The sequence below is a fragment of the Mesobacillus sp. AQ2 genome, assembly GCF_030122805.1.
GTDB lineage: Bacteria > Bacillota > Bacilli > Bacillales > Cytobacillaceae > Mesobacillus > Mesobacillus oceanisediminis_A.
This window is the reverse complement of sequence record NZ_CP126080.1, coordinates 2,987,020-3,004,167: the sequence shown is the minus strand read 5'-3', so window position 1 is coordinate 3,004,167 and position 17,148 is coordinate 2,987,020. Positions and strand designations below refer to the sequence as shown.

Annotated in this window: 19 protein-coding genes; 16 read left to right on the top strand and 3 right to left on the bottom strand. The window is 42.0% G+C overall.

All coding sequences use genetic code 11. The annotated features are described in order from the left end of the window. Positions 1-88: 88 nt before the first annotated feature. The 10 genes from ilvA (at position 89) to QNH36_RS15065 (ending at position 9,273) form a co-directional block, all read left to right on the top strand. Positions 89-1,357: a threonine ammonia-lyase IlvA gene (gene ilvA, locus QNH36_RS15110; protein WP_283903736.1), complete on the top strand. Its 1,269-nt coding sequence runs from the start codon at positions 89-91 to the stop codon at positions 1,355-1,357. 172 nt (positions 1,358-1,529) lie between these two features. Beyond that, the gene (locus QNH36_RS15105) at positions 1,530-1,733 is read left to right on the top strand and encodes a twin-arginine translocase TatA/TatE family subunit (protein WP_079509461.1); all 204 of its coding nucleotides are present in this window, start codon (positions 1,530-1,532) and stop codon (positions 1,731-1,733) included. Positions 1,734-1,838: 105 nt separating this feature from the next. Further along, on the top strand, positions 1,839-2,603 hold the full coding sequence (gene tatC, locus QNH36_RS15100) for a twin-arginine translocase subunit TatC (RefSeq protein ID WP_144479907.1): 765 nt from the start codon (positions 1,839-1,841) through the stop codon (positions 2,601-2,603). 238 nt (positions 2,604-2,841) lie between these two features. Further along, a complete protein-coding gene (locus QNH36_RS15095) occupies positions 2,842-3,093 on the top strand; it encodes a DUF2535 family protein (RefSeq protein ID WP_144479905.1) in 252 nt (83 codons plus the stop codon). Between the two features lie 204 nt (positions 3,094-3,297). Beyond that, on the top strand, positions 3,298-4,140 hold the full coding sequence (locus QNH36_RS15090) for a DegV family protein (RefSeq protein ID WP_144479903.1): 843 nt from the start codon (positions 3,298-3,300) through the stop codon (positions 4,138-4,140). A 257-nt stretch (positions 4,141-4,397) separates the two neighbouring features. Continuing rightward, positions 4,398-5,966 (top strand): sensor histidine kinase, encoded by a 1,569-nt coding sequence (locus QNH36_RS15085; protein ID WP_260983647.1) that lies wholly within the window; start codon positions 4,398-4,400, stop codon positions 5,964-5,966. 73 nt (positions 5,967-6,039) lie between these two features. Further along, positions 6,040-7,014, top strand: a complete 975-nt coding sequence (locus QNH36_RS15080; protein ID WP_144479899.1) for a nucleoside hydrolase — start codon at positions 6,040-6,042, stop codon at positions 7,012-7,014. A gap of 96 nt (positions 7,015-7,110) precedes the next feature. Next, positions 7,111-7,695 carry an SCO family protein gene (locus tag QNH36_RS15075; protein ID WP_395883525.1) on the top strand — a complete coding sequence of 195 codons (585 nt, stop codon included), beginning with the start codon at positions 7,111-7,113 and terminating at the stop codon, positions 7,693-7,695. A 159-nt stretch (positions 7,696-7,854) separates the two neighbouring features. Continuing rightward, the gene (locus tag QNH36_RS15070) at positions 7,855-8,661 is read left to right on the top strand and encodes an SGNH/GDSL hydrolase family protein (protein WP_260983646.1); all 807 of its coding nucleotides are present in this window, start codon (positions 7,855-7,857) and stop codon (positions 8,659-8,661) included. Between the two features lie 27 nt (positions 8,662-8,688). Next, complete coding sequence (locus QNH36_RS15065) at positions 8,689-9,273, top strand: YpmS family protein (RefSeq protein WP_144479897.1); 585 nt, start codon at positions 8,689-8,691, stop codon at positions 9,271-9,273. A gap of 91 nt (positions 9,274-9,364) precedes the next feature. Here QNH36_RS15065 and QNH36_RS15060 read toward each other — a convergent pair whose 3' ends face one another. Then, complete coding sequence (locus tag QNH36_RS15060; RefSeq protein WP_144479895.1) at positions 9,365-10,126, bottom strand: DUF4397 domain-containing protein; 762 nt, start codon at positions 10,124-10,126, stop codon at positions 9,365-9,367. 331 nt (positions 10,127-10,457) lie between these two features. Here QNH36_RS15060 and rsgA point away from each other — a divergent pair, with 331 nt between their 5' ends. The 4 genes from rsgA to QNH36_RS15040 all read left to right on the top strand — a co-directional run bounded on the left by rsgA (position 10,458) and on the right by QNH36_RS15040 (position 13,163). Continuing rightward, positions 10,458-11,525: a ribosome small subunit-dependent GTPase A gene (rsgA, locus tag QNH36_RS15055; RefSeq protein ID WP_144479893.1), complete on the top strand. Its 1,068-nt coding sequence runs from the start codon at positions 10,458-10,460 to the stop codon at positions 11,523-11,525. A 135-nt stretch (positions 11,526-11,660) separates the two neighbouring features. Further along, positions 11,661-12,200 (top strand): peptide-methionine (S)-S-oxide reductase MsrA, encoded by a 540-nt coding sequence (gene msrA / locus QNH36_RS15050; RefSeq protein ID WP_144479891.1) that lies wholly within the window; start codon positions 11,661-11,663, stop codon positions 12,198-12,200. Continuing rightward, positions 12,197-12,631: a peptide-methionine (R)-S-oxide reductase MsrB gene (msrB, locus tag QNH36_RS15045; protein ID WP_144479889.1), complete on the top strand. Its 435-nt coding sequence runs from the start codon at positions 12,197-12,199 to the stop codon at positions 12,629-12,631. The genes msrA and msrB overlap by 4 nt, the downstream gene beginning before the upstream one ends. Before the next feature lie 31 nt (positions 12,632-12,662). Next, a complete protein-coding gene (locus QNH36_RS15040) occupies positions 12,663-13,163 on the top strand; it encodes a PTS sugar transporter subunit IIA (RefSeq protein ID WP_144479887.1) in 501 nt (166 codons plus the stop codon). 20 nt (positions 13,164-13,183) lie between these two features. On the opposite strand, the gene QNH36_RS15035 is transcribed toward QNH36_RS15040, so the two are convergent. Both QNH36_RS15035 and QNH36_RS15030 read right to left on the bottom strand, forming a co-directional pair. Continuing rightward, positions 13,184-13,789 carry a DUF502 domain-containing protein gene (locus tag QNH36_RS15035; RefSeq protein WP_144479886.1) on the bottom strand — a complete coding sequence of 202 codons (606 nt, stop codon included), beginning with the start codon at positions 13,787-13,789 and terminating at the stop codon, positions 13,184-13,186. A gap of 126 nt (positions 13,790-13,915) precedes the next feature. Continuing rightward, positions 13,916-15,010, bottom strand: a complete 1,095-nt coding sequence (locus tag QNH36_RS15030; RefSeq protein ID WP_144479884.1) for an SGNH/GDSL hydrolase family protein — start codon at positions 15,008-15,010, stop codon at positions 13,916-13,918. Between the two features lie 237 nt (positions 15,011-15,247). On the opposite strand from QNH36_RS15030, the gene QNH36_RS15025 reads away from it, so the two are divergent. Both QNH36_RS15025 and QNH36_RS15020 read left to right on the top strand, forming a co-directional pair. Beyond that, positions 15,248-15,409: a YjcZ family sporulation protein gene (locus QNH36_RS15025; protein ID WP_144480049.1), complete on the top strand. Its 162-nt coding sequence runs from the start codon at positions 15,248-15,250 to the stop codon at positions 15,407-15,409. Positions 15,410-15,609: 200 nt separating this feature from the next. Next, positions 15,610-17,076, top strand: coding sequence for an NAD(P)/FAD-dependent oxidoreductase (locus tag QNH36_RS15020; protein WP_251540602.1), 1,467 nt, complete (start codon positions 15,610-15,612; stop codon positions 17,074-17,076). The last annotated feature ends 72 nt before the right edge of the window (positions 17,077-17,148 follow it).

The following is a 17,148-nucleotide window of genomic DNA, read 5'->3' as shown; positions in this document are numbered from 1 at the left end:
TCAAATATTTTAAAAATTCAATCGACAAATAATTTTTCTGTGATATAATGAACAAATTAATTATTTTGCAAAGTGAGGGTGACATGATATGGAACAGAAAACATTAAAAGGAAAATGGGTAAGTGTAGAGGATATTCTTATTGCCTATAGGCATCTTAAAGAGATTGTTGCCCATACTCCGCTGCAATTGAACCAACGATTATCAGAAAAATATGGAGCCGATATCTATCTGAAAAGAGAAGACCTTCAGCATGTACGTTCTTTCAAACTAAGAGGAGCGTATTATGCAGTCAGGTTGCTATGGGAACATGGATTGGAAAATGGAGTTGTCTGTGCAAGTGCAGGAAATCACGCCCAGGGTGTGGCGTACGCCTGCAGACAACTAGGTGTTAACGGGAAAATTTTCATGCCCGCGACCACACCGGGGCAAAAAATCAGCCAGGTGGAAATGTTCGGCCGTGAATTTATAGAAATCGTCCTCGTCGGGGACACTTTTGATGATTCATATCGGGAGGCACGGGAATGTGCCGAGAAAGAAGGCAGGGAGTTTATCCATCCATTTGATGATGAAAATGTAATTGCCGGACAGGGAACCGTTGCCGTGGAAATCCTTAATGACTGCCAGGATTCTGTGGATTATGTCCTGGCAAGTATTGGCGGCGGAGGCTTGATGGCTGGATTGAGCACATACATAAAAAGCGTGTCCCCTGCTACAAAATTGATTGGTGTTGAGCCAAGCGGTGCTGCGTCCATGAGTGCAGCGTTTGACAGGAATAGTGCAATTACCCTTGATAATATTGATACATTTGTTGATGGTGCCGCTGTCAAATGTGTGGGCAGCAAAACCTATGAAATTTGCAAAGAGCATGTAGACGGGCTGGTCGCGGTTCCTGAAGGGAAGGTCTGCACTTCTATCCTGGAATTATATAATGAGCATGCAATTGTTACTGAGCCGGCAGGTGCTCTGCCAATTGCCGCCCTTGACCTTCTGAAGGAAGAAATCAAAGGCAAATCGGTCGTTTGTGTAGTGAGTGGCGGTAATAATGACATAGGGAGGATGCAGGAGATCAAAGAAAGGTCTTTGCTCCATGAAGGACTGCTTCATTATTTCATAGTCAATTTTCCTCAACGGGCTGGGGCGCTGCGTGAATTCCTTGATGATGTTCTTGGACCAGGAGATGACATTACGAGGTTCGAATATACGAAGAAAAATAATAAAGAAAGCGGGCCGGCGCTTGTCGGTATTGAATTGAAAAATAAACATGAATACAATAGGCTTATTTCCAGCATGGAGAAAAAGGGCTTTGCCTTCATGGAATTGAACAAGGAACATCAATTGTTTAATTTACTGGTATAACATTAATAATAGATAATTGAGGACAAATGTTATAGAATAGGAAATGTCACAATTAGTTGGCACACTGTGCCCTTTGTGAATTTCTTATGAACTTTCGCAGCATTCCTCCACTTTGTGGATGAAAAGTACTATAATCATAGTAGATTTACAATATGAAAAAGGAGATGTTGATATGTTATCAAACATCGGAGTTCCTGGATTGATTTTAATCCTTGTCTTAGCCCTCATTATCTTTGGACCAAAGAAACTTCCTGAGATTGGACGTGCATTTGGCCAGACACTTCGTGAATTCAAGAAATCAACTCGCGAATTGACAAGTGATGTTATGGAAGAATTCGAAGATGAAAAAAAGGAAATTACTAAAGTCACTAAATAGGGTGTAAGATGCTTTTGTCTTACCCCTTTTTCTTTCGGAGGCTGAAGTTTACAGTCTTGATTATGAAATTGGAAATGCAGCAAATGGAATTGGCAGGGGATTGGTATGGAAGATAAAGAATTAAATCTGGTGGATCATCTTGATGAGCTGAGGAACAGGCTGATTGTTTCTGCTGTTGCCTTCATTATTTTCTTTGGCTTAGGCTTTTATTTTGTCAAAGACATATATCATTTCTTTGTCCGGGATTTGGACGTAAAGTTAATAGTCCTGGGGCCCAGCGATATAATCTGGATTTATTTCATGATCGCTACGATCATCGCTATTGCTGGTACGATACCGGTACTGGCTGTACAAATATGGCTGTTCGTCAAACCGGCTCTCAGACCAATTGAACGGAAACTTTCCCTTTCGTACATCCCGGCGTTGTTCATCTTATTTATCGTTGGTCTTGCTTTTGGCTATTTCGTGATTTTTCCTACAGTACTTAGTTTCCTGGTCGAATTGAGCGGGGACATGCTGGTCACAAATTTTACAGCGGAAAAGTATTTCAAGTTCATCATGAATATGACAATCCCGTTCGGAGTGCTGTTCGAGCTGCCAGTTGTCGTAATGTTCCTGACCTCACTTGGGGTCATAAATCCCTATGTTTTAGTGAAAGTCAGAAAGTATGCATACTTTATATTAGTTGTCATCTCAGTAGTTATTTCACCTCCGGATTTCATGTCAGATATACTGGTGACGATTCCGCTGCTGTTATTGTATGAGGTCAGCATCAACTTGTCTAAAGTGGTATACAGACGGAAGCTTAAGAAGGAAAAAGAGTGGCAGGAGAAATATGGAGATATGGATGATGAGGAAACCTCCTTTTAACATATGAGCTAATAAGGATCAATAGAAAAATAGTCTTAAAAACGTGTGGGCATCCCCATACGTTTTTTTGTCTTTTGTATATGTGCTGCCTAACATGCCGGAAATATAACGGCTTTTAAGGTTGTGAATATTTAAAGGGAAATGTGTTAATTTTTTTTGAATTCAGCGCAAACAGACACATTTCGACCAGTATTTAAGGTATAATATAAACAAACGGGGATAAAAGAGGATTGATATTTTGTTATTCAAAAGCCTGGAGTTCAAAAATGTTGTTGGACAGAAGGTTAAAGTCGTGGAAATTCCTGTGTTGGAAGAAGAGAGTTCTTTTTATTTTATGATCCAAGTCCGTTTGCAAACTTTTATTACAGCAATCTATCAGGAAAGAAACGCAAAAAAGTTTTATTCGTTCAAAGAGTATTTAAAGAGAGTCATGAAATGGCCGGATTATGAGCAGCTGTTCAAATCTGCCGAATTGAAAAATAACGCCTGAAGATTTATTTTTGAAGCGCCTCCTCGAAGGGCGCTTTTGTTCTTTTTGCAGTTCTGCCTGCCGGTATGGGTGGAATACGAGAAATTTCACTCGGGGTGAACATATAAAAAGGGTGCAGAGTCATAGGAGAGCAAGCAAATATTTTAAATTGTTATGACGAATAGGTATAATAGTAATAGTGTTTTTTGATAGGGATGTGATATTATGGCTAAAATTAAAATAGTAACGGATTCTACTTGTGATTTGAATGATGAGACCATTAAGAAATGGGATATCATCGTAGTCCCGTTATCCATTTCAATTGATGGAGAAAATTATCTGGACCGGGTGGACATCAGTCCAGGTGAATTCATGGAGAAGATGAAGGCTTCTTCTGAGCTGCCAAAAAGTTCGCAGCCTCCTGCTGGCGAATTCCTCAAGTTGTATGACGAGCTTGCTGCGGATGGATATGAAATTATCTCGATCCATATGACAGGCGGGATGAGCGGTACAGTACGCTCGGCAGAAAGCGCTGCCCAGATGTCCAGTGCGAAAGTGAATGTGGTGGACTCCCGGTTCATTTCGAAAGGATTGGCTTTTCAGGTACTTGAGGCAGCTCGAATGGCAGCCGCCGGGAAGTCAGTAGATGAGATTTTGACAAGACTGGATACAGTAAGAAAACAGACTCGCTTATTTGTTGTCGTTGATACACTTGAAAACCTTGTAAAGGGCGGAAGGATCGGTAAAGGAAAAGCGATGATTGGGTCATTGTTGAATATAAAGCCGATTGCCTCACTGGAAGGTGGAGAATACACTCCTGTATCTAAAGCAAGAAGTCATTCCCAAGTCGTTAAATATCTAAAAAAACAATTTACTGAAGATACTGAAGGGAAAATCATAAAAGGGGTAGGGTTGGTCCATGCGGAGGGGTTAAGCCTCGCTGAAAAGATTAAGGAAGCTGTCTTCGAAAGTTCAGGCTATGACCATTTTACCATTGAAGACACAACGCCCATCGTCAGCACCCATACTGGCCCCGGCGCAATCGGCTTCATGTATTACTTCGAGTGAATTACATAAAGAATGTGATACGGCCTGGGACCCTGAATCACAGGCCTTTTTGCATTCCAGCTAAAACCAAACTCGACAAAGGCAGTTTTAATATTATAAATTCGGTCAGTAAAGTTATTGAAGCATACAGGAAATCATAAAAAAATGTCGAATGTTTTTAACTATTCACTCTTGATGGAACGGAAAGTGACCATGAAAATATGAAATTCAATCTAAAAAACCTTTCAATATTCAATAAAGTATGGATGTTTTCTTATATGATTACAACAGTTGTAGTCGTTTCGATTATGGGGACAAGTTTTTACCTCCAGTCTAAACAGTTGAAAGACCAAATGGCTGACAAGGTTGAGGGGGTTGCGGGGCTTTGGTCATCGACAATTGACCCGGATGATATAAAAAATGCAGAACCTCTCAGGAATGAGACAAACCAATCAAGCGAGCGGCTTGAGAAAATATTGACCATGGTCGGAGAGAAAAGTGCTTCTTTCCTCGGAGCGTATGTCATACTGCCTGATGAATACCAGAACCAAAAAGTATACATCCTCGCCGCATCTGACATTTATCGCGATTATTCCTTTGGGTCTCAGATGTTTTACGACGCAGGTGATCAATTTCTAAGTGCTTTTCGCGCCAGCCGGGATCAGCATAAGGTGACAAGTACAGATATTTTCTCGGACCAGTATGGATCATGGGTTTCATCCTTTGCCCCTATCATGGATAATAGCGGGAAAGTAGTCGCGATTCTGGGGATAGATGCAGAGGCAACGATCATCAGGCAAAATCAGATGGAAATCCTTTTCCTGTTAATAGTCCAGATGTCCGCCATTTTAGTTGCGGTTTATATCATTTTGAATTGGGGCCTCAAAAAGGTGATGAAACCTGTAGATGACTTGTTTTATGGCATAAAGGAAATCAGTTCCGGCAATTTTACTGTACAGCTGCCTGTCCGCGACCAGTCTGAATTGAGTATATTGAGTGAACAGTTTAATGAGATGGCTTCCCAGCTTTCTCAGCTATTCAAAAGTGTATCAGCTGCATCAAGAGAACTGGGACAGTCTTCTCTCGAAGAGAATGAATCGATTTTGCTTGAGGAAGCAATTAACACAATAGAGGATATTTTTGAACGGACCAAGCTGCAGCAAGAGCTCCAGCGTGCTGAAAAGATGAACGCAATCGGCCAGCTTGCTGCTTCTGTTGCCCATGAAATCAGGAACCCCATGACGGTAGTGAAAGGATTCCTGCAAATTTTCCTCGCTAAGGACATGAGTGAAGAAGAGCATACATATTTAAAACTGATGATTGAAGAATTGAACAGGGCGGAAACGATCATCAATGATTATTTAAGCCTGGCAAAACCTGATGTAGGGAAGCTGGAAACCATCGAAGGAAAAGACTTGGCTGAGCAGGTAATGGATCTAATGAGCTCTTATGCGATGATGTCCAAGAATATATCCCTGCACACCGATATAAAGGAGCCCGTGAAAATCAAAGGTAACAAGAGCGAATTAAAACAGGTGCTGATCAATATCCTGAAAAATGGAATCGAGGCAATGGATGACGGAGGAAAGCTCAGTTTGACCGTTGAAAAACAGGGCGATTATGGTGTCTTCATAATCAAGGATACAGGGGTTGGGATGACGGCTGAGGAGCTCTCAAGGCTGGGAACGGCTTTTTATTCATTAAAGGAGCGGGGAACTGGCATGGGATTGATGGTATGTTACCAGATTGTAGAACGGATGAAAGGTCAAATTAAAGTGTCCAGTATCAAAGGAGAGGGAACCACTTTTGAGATATTGGTCCCGATCCTAACAGAAGGTCCTGAGTAAAATTCAGGGCTTTTTACTTTTTTGCCATTATTTTCAACCCTTTCAATATAATTTTACAAGGGGGTGCTTCGTTTTGGCGAAAAAGGTGCTGTTCTTTAGCGATTTTGGAGTTGATGATAATATTGCTGTATTATATGCTTTTTTCAACAAGGAAATTGATATGCTGGGCGTAGTGGCGGATTACGGGAATGTATCAAAACAGGATGCGCTCCGGAATGCCGCCTATTTGCAGGAGCTGACAGGAAGACATGATATTCCTGCCTTCGCTGGCGCAGAATTGCCATTAACAGGAGAGCCGCCTGAATATGTACCAGATGTGCATGGCGTTGAAGGGCTTGGCCCTATCATTCCTGATTTTGAAGTGGATGCTACACTTGAAAACTTTCATGGCATCCAGGAAATCATCGAAAAAAATCCAGATGAAATCGTGATTGTGAACGTCGGCAGGCTTTCATCACTGGCTGCTGCGTTCATCCTTTATCCTGAGACCATGAAAAAAGTAAAGGATTTTTACATCATGGGTGGTGCTTTCAATGAACCAGGGAATGTCACACCAGTCGCAGAAGCAAACTTCTATGGTGATCCTTACGCTGCAAATATTGTCCTGGCACAAGCAAAAAAACCAGTCAAAATCATCCCTCTCAATGTCACCAGCGGCGCCATTGTGACACCTGCGCTTATTGATGAGCTGGATGCATATTATCAATCAATCGGTAGTAAAGTAGGAAGCCTTGTAAAGCCCATGTACGATTACTACTATAAATTTTATAAGAAGCGGAATCCAGATTTGACAGGTGCGCCTCTCCACGATGTTCTTACTTTATGGGCATTATTGAATGAGGAGATGGTCGTTTACCGTAAAATCCCTGTCAAGATTGTCGTGAATCGCGGAGAGGCATTTGGACAGAGTATTGGAGATTTCAGGGACACGGTCAGCAAGGCTGAATTTAATGTCCATCAAGTCGCTGTTAACTTTAATTATACTGACTTCATCAAAGACTTTTTCACTACAATGAAAAATTCCCAAAGCCAAAATGGAACAAATTGAGTTTCGTCCTTTTCACAGTTTCCTCATATCTTTTTCTTTCTTCTCTCAAACTCGTCTGCTAGAATTGGATATGGACATTATAAGAAAATGCAGGTGATGAACGTGAAGAAGGGACTTTTGCTGATCATGATGGCTGCTGTTGCGGTTTTTGCAGCTGCCTGTGGAAACAGCGGATTAAAGGATGAGGTAAATTATCCGATTGAGGATTTTACATTTACGAATCAAGATGGTGAACAGCTTAGCAAAAAAGATTTAAAAGGGAAAGTATGGGTTGCGGATTTCGTTTTCACGAACTGTGCGGATGTTTGTCCGCCGATGACTGCTAATATGGCCAAACTTCAGGATATGATCAAGGAAGAAAAGCTAGAGAATGTAGAAATTGTATCATTCAGTGTCGATCCAACTGTCGATAAGCCCGAAGTTCTTAAAGAATATGGCCAGAAGTTCAATGTGGATTTCAGCAATTGGTCATTCCTGACTGGTTACAGCCAGGAAGAAATAGAAAAATTTGCGCTTGAAAGCTTTAAAGCCCTTGTTAAGAAACCTGAAGAAGGAGACCAGGTCATTCATGGAACTGACTTCTATCTGATTGACCAAGAAGGAGTAATGAGGAAGTATTATACAGGTCTGAAAGAAGTACCTTTTGATCAGATCGTCGAAGATATTAAAACACTTCAATAGGCCGCTTATGTGGCCTGTTTTTTTGCGGTCGGGACTGCCACACCGGCTGATTGCACAGATTAAAATAAAAGGTTGGGCCTAATGCATGCTTCTGCAAATGAACAAACAAAGCTATTAAATGTTATAATGATTATACTTTTCATAGGTAGGTGATAAAAATTGCTCAAAAAATTCACCTTACTTTATGTCCTGATGATTTTCTTTTTAGGTGCCTGCAATCCGTTTGAAAACCTGCAAAAAGGGAATTTCAATAACGTGAAGAAAACAGGGATGGAAATAAAGGAAGCCTTGCCGGATTCTTTTTTTCCAAGGGAGCTGCATATTGTTGCTGCCGGAGACTCTCTGACACAGGGGGTCGGTGACAGTACGAATTCTGGTGGATATATACCATATCTTGCAGATGACCTTGAAAGCGAAAAATCAATCAGGAATGCTAATTTTGAGAATTTTGGAGTTCGTGGCAACAGGACGGACCAGCTGTTAAAAAGGCTGGAGAATAAAAACTTGCAATCATCTGTAGAGGAAGCCGACTTAATCATTTTAACCATCGGCGGTAATGATTTAATGAAGGTAGTCAAAGAGAATTTTTCCAATCTAAGACTTGATCAATTCCAAAACGGACAGAAGATGTTCGCTGAACAGCTACAGGAAATATTCGCATCAATCCGCGATTTAAATCCCAAAGCCCCTATTGTGTTGGTGGGACTTTATAATCCATTTTACAATTGGTTTGCAGATGTGGATGAAATGAATCTAATAGTGGATGAGTGGAATGGGGAAAGCACTTCTATAGTGGAGAGGGACGGGAATGCGTTCTTTGTGGACATCCATGATATTTTCCTGAACAATGAAGAGAATCTTTTGTACACAGATTATTTTCACCCCAATGACCGGGGTTACCAATTAATTGCCGATCGGATATATGGACTGCTGGATGAACAGGTCCTTGATTCGCTGAATGAATAGAATTGAACAGAGGAGTTATAAAGACTGATGGTGAAAAATAAGTGGAAGATAGGATTCTTTATCCTGCTGGGTCTCATTGCAGCTTCGATTTTACTCTTTTGGATTCTGATCTCAATGCCTGCTGAGGAATCGAAGATAGAGCCTGACAGAAATAATGCGGCAATGGATGATGTTGCCTTTCATGTATCGACGAACAAACGGGACTTGAACAGGGTCATCAATCATTATTTAGAAGAAGAAATGAAAAATAGCCAGTTTGAATATCAAGTATTGCTAACAGATGAAGTTGAATTATATGGGACAATCCCAATCTTCAGTCAGGAGTTGGAATTGAAGCTGACCTTCGAACCGCAGGCTTTGGAAAATGGAGATTTAATCCTGAAACAAAGGTCAATATCAGTTGGAAGATTGAACCTTCCCGTTTCAACTGTGTTAAAGTTCGTTCGGGACAGCTACCATTTGCCGGAAGCTGTTGAAATCCAGCCCAAGGAAGAAAGGGTATACGTATCGATGCAGCGGCTTAAGCTGAAAAGTGATATAAAGGTACGTGTCAATGAATTTGATTTAAAGAAAGACAATATTAAATTTACACTGCTGGTTCCTGCAGATTAGAAAGGTGCTCTTTATGAGCGCCTTTTTGCATGACTTTTGCTGAATTGCAGTATTCATAAGCAAATAAGAATGGCCGGTCTCCCGGCCAGGATCATCCCTGCAATAAAAGTACTTCAAGCGGTGGCTCTCCCTTTGCTGTCCCAACAGCAATAATTGTATAGGCGTTATTTGGCAGTAGTTTGACATCCGGGATTGTCAATACGGTGTTTTTGGTGCCTGCAATTTTTGCTTCCAGTGTGATGGTCATTGGGGTCAGTGCCAGGTATGTGGTAGCTTGCTTAAAGGATACATTCGGGAAGATGATATCCCCATTCATTCCGGCTATGTCTACTGCCGGGGCGTCTGGTGAAAGATGGATAAATCTTGCTTTCGTTTCTCCGACAGGTGTTTGCGGGTGATCCTCAAATGTCAGCAGCTGAAGTTTATTGGCAGGTCCGGCGATTGCGGCAGTGTAAATCCTTCCTGGGTCGACAGTTATTTTTTTGCTGATGACGGTGGAAACGCTATCTCCTGCAGGATAGATGTCAACCTGATACTTTCCAGGCTGCAGCTGCATATGGCTGCTATTGTTTTTATACTCAAAGTCACGCAGTACCCGGCTGCCATTTAAATAAATATCTACAGCCTTTAGCCCGGGGGAAGCGTGCAAGAAGCGCAGCATTGACGGTAAAGTGTTTGGTGTACTAACTGGTGCACTATAGGAACGCATCAACTGTACTGCTTTGTTCAGGTTACGCAAATGTTTATGGTAGTACATGACATGCATATTCGGGTCAATATATTTATAGTAATTCGCCAATAAATCATACATGGAAGCTTTATGCAGGTACTCATTCTGATTTCTGGTGGACATACCCCTCACTCCTAAATAGAATACTCAAATGTAAAATATGCAAATTGGGCATGATCGGTGCGGAACTGTCGCTATGAACAGGGGGATTTATAAAAAAGGGTTTACATAGAGAAAATTTTTCCATATACTGAAGATAATTATACGAGAGGCAGGTGGAGTGCAATGAGCAGAATGTTAAATGTTTTTAAGATGGCCGTTACTTATTGCACGTCCCACTAACCTAAGCGGAACAATCGACTATTCGTCTTTTTTTCTACATGCTTATCAAACTACGGGACTGTGCATTCCTGTGTTTTTTTTTATTAATTAAGCATGATGGAGGAAAAATTGAATGAATAAACTTGAAAATATCGGAATGACTGCTGAAATAAAAAAGTTTTTCGAGGAAGGTCAATTCCAAGGTTACAAGCCTGGCAGGGTGGCGTTGGAGCACAAGCATAGTTACAGGGTATGGCTCGAAGATGGTGAATATCTCTGTACTCTTTCAGGCAAATTGACATATGAAGCAAATGGCAGGGATGAATTGCCGGCGGTTGGTGACTGGGTGGCCGTCAAGACCTCACCAGGTGAAATGCGAGGAACAATCCGGGGAATCCTGCCACGAAAAAGCAAGTTTTCCAGGAAGGCTGCAGGTCAGGTCACCGAGGAGCAGATTGTCGCTGCTAATATTGATACGGTGTTCATCGTAAATTCACTTAATGATGATCTGAATTTAAGGCGGATTGAAAGGTATCTTTTGCTTGCCTGGGAGAGCGGTTCGAATCCGGTCATCATATTGAGCAAAGCAGATTTGGAAAATGACCTTGAAACAAAGATGGAACTGGTGAGAGGGGTGGCCATTGGGGTTCCTGTCATACCAGTGAGTGTACTTTTAGGAACCGGCATGGAGGAAGTACAAAGATATCTAGGCCCGGGACGGACGGTCGCTTTAATCGGATCGTCAGGGGTCGGAAAATCAAGCCTGGTCAATTATTTCTCCGGATACGAAAAACAGCTGGTACAGGAAATTCGTGAAAGCGATGATAAGGGCAAGCATACGACAACACACCGGGAAATGGTCTTGCTGCCTTGTGGTGCAGTACTCATTGACACACCGGGTATGAGAGAGATTCAGCTATGGACAGGTGAAGAGGGTATCAGCGAAAGCTTTGCAGATGTCGATCAGTTCGCTGAAGAATGTAAATTTCGTGATTGTACCCATGGTAACGAGCCGGGTTGTGCAGTTCGTTCGGCGATTGATGAAGGTCTCCTGGATGTAAGCAGGCTGGCCAGCTATAAAAAGCTGCAAAAAGAACTGGCTTATATTGACCGGAAGGTGGATAAGAAAGCACAAGCTGAAGAAAAAAGGCACTGGAAAAATATTAATAAAGAAATTCGCAAAAAAACAAAATTCAAATAATCAAAAGCAAAAAGCCTCTTCTCCGGAAGGGGCTTTTACTGTTGAGTGTAATGAATGGGTTTTTTGCTTTAAAAGTTATACAATAGGGAATAAGTATTTAAGTGGAGTTATTTAGAAATTGGAAGAGGTGGAATCATGAATAAAGGAAATCGGGCGCTTGCGACATTTGCCGGAGGCTGTTTCTGGTGTATGGTGAAGCCATTTGATGAGCAGCCGGGAATCTACAGTGTTGTGTCGGGCTATACAGGAGGCACGAAGGAAAACCCTACATATGAAGAGGTCTGCAGTGAGACTACCGGCCATTATGAAGCTGTGCAAATTACATTTGATCCGGAGGTATTTCCTTACGAGGAGATTCTGAATTTATATTGGCAGCAAATCGATCCGACCGACCCGGGCGGACAGTTTTATGACAGGGGCCAATCATACCAGACCGCCATCTTCTATCATGATGAAGAACAGAGGCAGCTTGCTGAAGAGTCGAAAAGGAAGCTTGGTGAGAGCGGACAGTTCTCGAAGCCAATTGCGACAAAAATTCTGCCGGCGAAGACCTTCTATCCTGCTGAGACCTATCATCAGGGTTATTATAAAAAAAATCCGGAACGATATAATGCTTATCATAAAGGTTCAGGACGTGAAGCTTATATCCGGGAACATTGGGGGAGTAGAAAATGAAAAAGAATCAAGAAGATTTACAGAAAAGGCTGACGCCGATGCAATATGAAGTGACACAAAACAATGGGACAGAACCACCATTCCGGAATGAATATTGGAATGACCTGAGGGAAGGGATTTATGTAGATATCGTCTCAGGAAAACCGTTATTCAGCTCCCGGGATAAATATGATGCGGGCTGCGGCTGGCCGAGCTTTACAAAACCAATCCAAGAGGAAGAAATCATCGAAAAACAGGATTTGAGCCATTTCATGGTCAGGACCGAGGTGCGGAGCAAAAGTGCGGATTCCCATCTAGGACACGTATTCGATGATGGTCCGGGTGAAAATGGACTGAGGTATTGCATCAATTCAGCAGCGTTGAGGTTCGTTCCGAAAGAAAAGCTGGAAGAAGAAGGTTATGGTGAGTTACTAAAACTGTTCCAGGATTGAACATAAAAATACGCAGGAAGGAATGGTACCTATGTTTAAAAAGTTGTTTGGAAAAAAGGAGGAACCAATTAAAACAATCAAGCTTCTGGCACCAATTACCGGGAAAGCAGTCGATCTGAATGAAGTTCCTGATCCTGTTTTTTCTGAAAAAATGATGGGTGACGGTTTGGCGATTAAACCGGAAGATGGCATAGTTGTTGCGCCGGTAGACGGTGAAGTCATCCAAGTTTTCCCTACAAAACATGCGGTAGGGATCAGGGCTAAAAACGGGGCAGAGATTCTCATCCACATTGGGCTGGAGACGGTTTCCTTAAATGGTGAAGGCTTCGAAACACATGTGAAGCAAGGTGATCAGGTAAAGGCAGGGGATAAACTTGTATCCTTTGATATAGGGATCATCAGTGAAAAAGCGAAGAGTACTATAACCCCAATTATCATCACTAACACCGACCAGGCATCCTCATTAGAGAAATTGACTGAAAGCAATGTTGAGAAAGGATCCACTCCAATTCTTGAAGTGACCTTTGAATAGAAAACAGCCGCTGATTTATGTCAGCGGCTGTTTTGTTTCACATGTTTCTCTCCGTTTGAGGAAGTCATTCCTCCTGAAAGGATGAATTTCATTGCATCCTCAGGTTTTACATCGAGAATTTCGATGTCTTCTTTTGGAATCAAGAACGTAAAACCGGCAACTTGAAAAGTTTGAGGTACATAAACGGCAACATGACCTGATAATGGTTCATGAAACGCCTGAAGGTTCTCAGAAGTAATGAAACCGAGACTTTTCATGTTTGTTCCTGGGATCGTAACCAAAGCCACTTTTGAAAAGGACTTTTTATCCCCGAGAAAAGAATGGACAGTATCTTTGATGACAGAATAAATCGTTTTGACCAAAGGGATTTTTTCCAGAAGTCTGTCAACCAGCCTAATGATGCTGCCTGTAATGAACCGGGTCGACAGCCAGCCGAGGAATGTTATCAAAACCAATGTTGTCAACAGGCCGATACCTGGAATATAGCTTTCTTTTAAATGGGGCTTCAGCAAATTTCCAAGCAAACTGTCCAAAAACATAAAGGTTTTATAAATCACATAGATCACGAGTATGATCGGGACAATGGTAAGGATGCCGTTAATGAAATTTTTGAATATACTTCTCATAGTATCTCCTTCAGGAATTATTGCTGCCCTGCAAAAAGCTTCCCAAGTCACGGGACATTCATACAATTTGCTGTTAAGGTGGGCATATAGAAAGTATCATACACTTTCCTTTAGGAAATTTCTATATTATTTTTCTTCATCGACAGCGACGATGATCGAAGAAATCTGGATCATCGATATGTCACTTTTGTTATGCAAGGATGCCTCTTTTAGCGTTTCAAAACGGACCGTATGATGACCGTTCTCAAGGCCGCTTGCTATATATAAGAACCGCTCCCGTGAGAACGGCCACCAGGTAGAAAGGGTACTTACATAATTACCGTCTATATAAACTTTGACCATTCCACCGTCCTGGCTTCTTATTGCTGTCACCCCGAGAATGGAGCCCTCAAACTCATATTCCAGAAAATCCCCGGGACGCTTGCTTATATTTATACCATTTTGCCTTCGGAACCCTTTACGGGCAGAGAAATGTTTTTTTTCAGACAGAGAGATTGCTTGATTCCTGGTCAAGGGTTTAGGATATCCGGCAATATCCCTTTCCTTTTGGATATTATCTTTGATCAACTCCAGAATAGAGTACGCATAAAGTTGATATCCTTTTCCATTCGGATGCACCATATCAGTCGTCAGCTGTTCTGTCAGCATGCCAGATTCCTTGAAAGGAATTCGCATGTCTAATGGCTTAGCGCCGTAATGGTCAGAAACTCTGTTAATTGCGTCAGCAAATTCCTCCTGCTTTAAAGGATTCTCGATGATCGTGATCACTTCAGAGTTGGGATATCGCTCTTTTGCTTTTCTGATCAGTCTCTCATAGAAAAAAGTGAATTGCTCAGCGTCCATATATTTACGATCATTTTCGCCAAAAACAATAAAAATGAGGTCGACATCACTGAATTTTGGGGCTTTTTGCAGTTTGTATAATCCTTCAAAAGCAGTCGCTCCACTCTGGACAATACTATTTCGGCGTGCCCGGGATCCGCTGAAATCTTTTAGAAGCACCTCGAACTGGCTGTACCACCTAAGGTCTTTGCTTTCTGCTCCAGCACCCCGCCCAATACTGTCACCGATAATCAGGTAATTGATCGACGAACCGGCGGAGATTTTTTCATAAACATTTAAATCCTCGGACAAGTAATGTTCTGATTGAATCGCTAAAAAGGAAATCACTGCGGCCGTAAGGAAAAATAAGGTTAAAATTTTTTTAGCGTTAGATTTCATACTTGGCTGTACCCTCCGGACATTGGTTGCTATTATTCCATTTTAACCTTTACCCGCCATGAATGAATTGAAAAGTCGGCATGGCTGTGAAAAATGATAAATTAAAAAAAATAGGCTAATGCACAAACGGGTCAAGTACCCATATCATACCGTAAAGGGAAAGCAATTCAAAAACAAACGAGGAGTGGTTTTTAAATGTACGGATATGATAATGCCCCAATGCCTGTAACTGCCCCAATGGCAACAGCTCCAACTTATGGCACTTTCTGTGGCGGAGGTTACCCATATGCAGGAGTCGCAGGTGCTGGCTGTGGTTACGGATACGGCGGTTTTGCATTGATCGTTGTTCTGTTTATCTTGTTAATCATCATTGGTGCTTGCTGCAGCTATAACTGGTAAAAATATAGCAATTTAAAACGCCTTTTAAATAGTTTGCGAGGCTGTCTGCTAACAGACAGCCTCTTAATATGCCCTGGTTTAACACGAACATTTATTTTGCTTTTATTATTTATAGTTCGTGTTTTGGTTGACTGTGTGGGTGTTATTTGTTATATTTACCATTGGTTAAGCAAAAAACTGATAATGGCGGGGGATGCAGAATGAAAACAAACTATGATGTGATTGTCGTTGGAGCAGGCCCAGCAGGGATTTTCACTTGCTATGAATTATCGTTAAAGATGCCTGAAGCTAATGTTCTGTTAGTGGATAAGGGACATGATATTTATCGAAGGAACTGCCCGATTTTACAAAAGAAAATTGAAAAATGCCCGCCGCCAGCTGGAAAAAAGGATTTTGCAGGATGCCTGCCGGCGTGTTCGATCACCAATGGTTTCGGCGGTGCAGGTGCCTATTCAGATGGGAAATTCAATATAACAAGTGAATTCGGCGGCTGGATGACGGATTACCTGCCTGATTCAAAAGTTGTCGAACTGATAAAATATGTAGATGAGATCAATCTCAAGCATGGTGCAACGGAAAGTATAACTGACCCAATGACAGATAAAGTCCGTGAAATCGAACGAAGAGGTTATGCCGCTGGCTTGAAGCTGCTCAGAGCCCAGGTTCGCCACCTTGGTACAGAACAGAATCTTGAGATTTTAAAGGATATCTTTGAATACTTAAAAGAAAAGGTGGATATGGCGTTCAAGACAGAAATCGAGGATTTGATTACTGAAAAAACGCATGACGGCCATAAAGTCACAGGTGTTGAGCTTAGGAACGGGGAAAAAATTTATGCTGATAAAGTAGTAGTTGCCCCGGGCCGTGACGGCTCCAAATGGCTGACACAGCTTTTGAAAAAAAGAAGGCTTAAGATGATCAATAACCAGGTCGATATTGGCGTCCGCGTCGAAACATCCAATGTCGTCATGGAGGAAATAAATGAACATCTATACGAAGGAAAGTTCATTTTCAATACCTCAGTAGGGACCAGCGTTAGGACATTCTGCAGCAATCCATCGGGACATGTAGTTGTCGAGAATCATTCCGGAATCATGCTTGCAAACGGCCACGCCTATAAGGATCCAAAGCTTGGAAGCAACAACACGAATTTTGCCTTGCTCGTGTCCCATACATTCTCTGATCCGTTCGATAAACCGAATGAATACGCGCATGAAATATCCCGTTTGGCGAACAGCCTTTCCAACGGCGGGCTGATTGTGCAAAAATACGGAGATATTTTAAAGGGCCGCAGGTCAACGGAAAAAAGAATCAAAGAGGGATTCCTTGAACCTACCTTAAAGGAAGCAGTACCTGGAGATTTAGGTTTGGTCCTTCCGTATAACACCCTTAAGAGTCTTGTGGAAATGACGGAAGCATTGAACCAGGTTACGCCTGGACTTGCTTCTGAACATACGCTGTTCTATGGAGTTGAAGCGAAGTTCTATTCAGCACGGCCGAAGCTGAATGACAAGTTTGAAACAGAAATAAGCGGCCTGTATGTTGGCGGAGACGGTGCCGGCATCACTCGCGGACTTGCACAGGCAAGTGCCTGCGGAGTCTGGATTGCAACAGACATTATCGAGAAGTCAAAAACGGGACGAAAAACTGAGCCTGCACTTGTATAGATCCTGAGAACAAATTGAAAGACCAGAACATGCTTACACCCTGCCTTTTCTTTGATAAAATAGAAGATATCA

Bases quoted from the DNA above. Each gene is read 5' to 3' on its own strand.
- QNH36_RS15090 (WP_144479903.1), top strand. From the start codon at position 3,298: ATGGCTAAAATTAAAATAGTAACGGATTCTACTTGTGATTTGAATGAT.
- msrB (WP_144479889.1), top strand. From the start codon at position 12,197: ATGAAAAAGAATCAAGAAGATTTACAGAAAAGGCTGACGCCGATGCAA.
- QNH36_RS15060 (WP_144479895.1), bottom strand. From the start codon at position 10,126: ATGTCCACCAGAAATCAGAATGAGTACCTGCATAAAGCTTCCATGTAT.
- QNH36_RS15035 (WP_144479886.1), bottom strand. From the start codon at position 13,789: ATGAGAAGTATATTCAAAAATTTCATTAACGGCATCCTTACCATTGTC.
- QNH36_RS15085 (WP_260983647.1), top strand. From the start codon at position 4,398: ATGATTACAACAGTTGTAGTCGTTTCGATTATGGGGACAAGTTTTTAC.
- ilvA (WP_283903736.1), top strand. From the start codon at position 89: ATGGAACAGAAAACATTAAAAGGAAAATGGGTAAGTGTAGAGGATATT.
- QNH36_RS15025 (WP_144480049.1), top strand. From the start codon at position 15,248: ATGGCAACAGCTCCAACTTATGGCACTTTCTGTGGCGGAGGTTACCCA.
- QNH36_RS15105 (WP_079509461.1), top strand. From the start codon at position 1,530: ATGTTATCAAACATCGGAGTTCCTGGATTGATTTTAATCCTTGTCTTA.
- rsgA (WP_144479893.1), top strand. From the start codon at position 10,458: ATGAATAAACTTGAAAATATCGGAATGACTGCTGAAATAAAAAAGTTT.
- msrA (WP_144479891.1), top strand. From the start codon at position 11,661: ATGAATAAAGGAAATCGGGCGCTTGCGACATTTGCCGGAGGCTGTTTC.
- QNH36_RS15040 (WP_144479887.1), top strand. From the start codon at position 12,663: ATGTTTAAAAAGTTGTTTGGAAAAAAGGAGGAACCAATTAAAACAATC.
- tatC (WP_144479907.1), top strand. From the start codon at position 1,839: ATGGAAGATAAAGAATTAAATCTGGTGGATCATCTTGATGAGCTGAGG.
- QNH36_RS15075 (WP_395883525.1), top strand. From the start codon at position 7,111: ATGAACGTGAAGAAGGGACTTTTGCTGATCATGATGGCTGCTGTTGCG.
- QNH36_RS15030 (WP_144479884.1), bottom strand. From the start codon at position 15,010: ATGAAATCTAACGCTAAAAAAATTTTAACCTTATTTTTCCTTACGGCC.
- QNH36_RS15020 (WP_251540602.1), top strand. From the start codon at position 15,610: ATGAAAACAAACTATGATGTGATTGTCGTTGGAGCAGGCCCAGCAGGG.
- QNH36_RS15065 (WP_144479897.1), top strand. From the start codon at position 8,689: ATGGTGAAAAATAAGTGGAAGATAGGATTCTTTATCCTGCTGGGTCTC.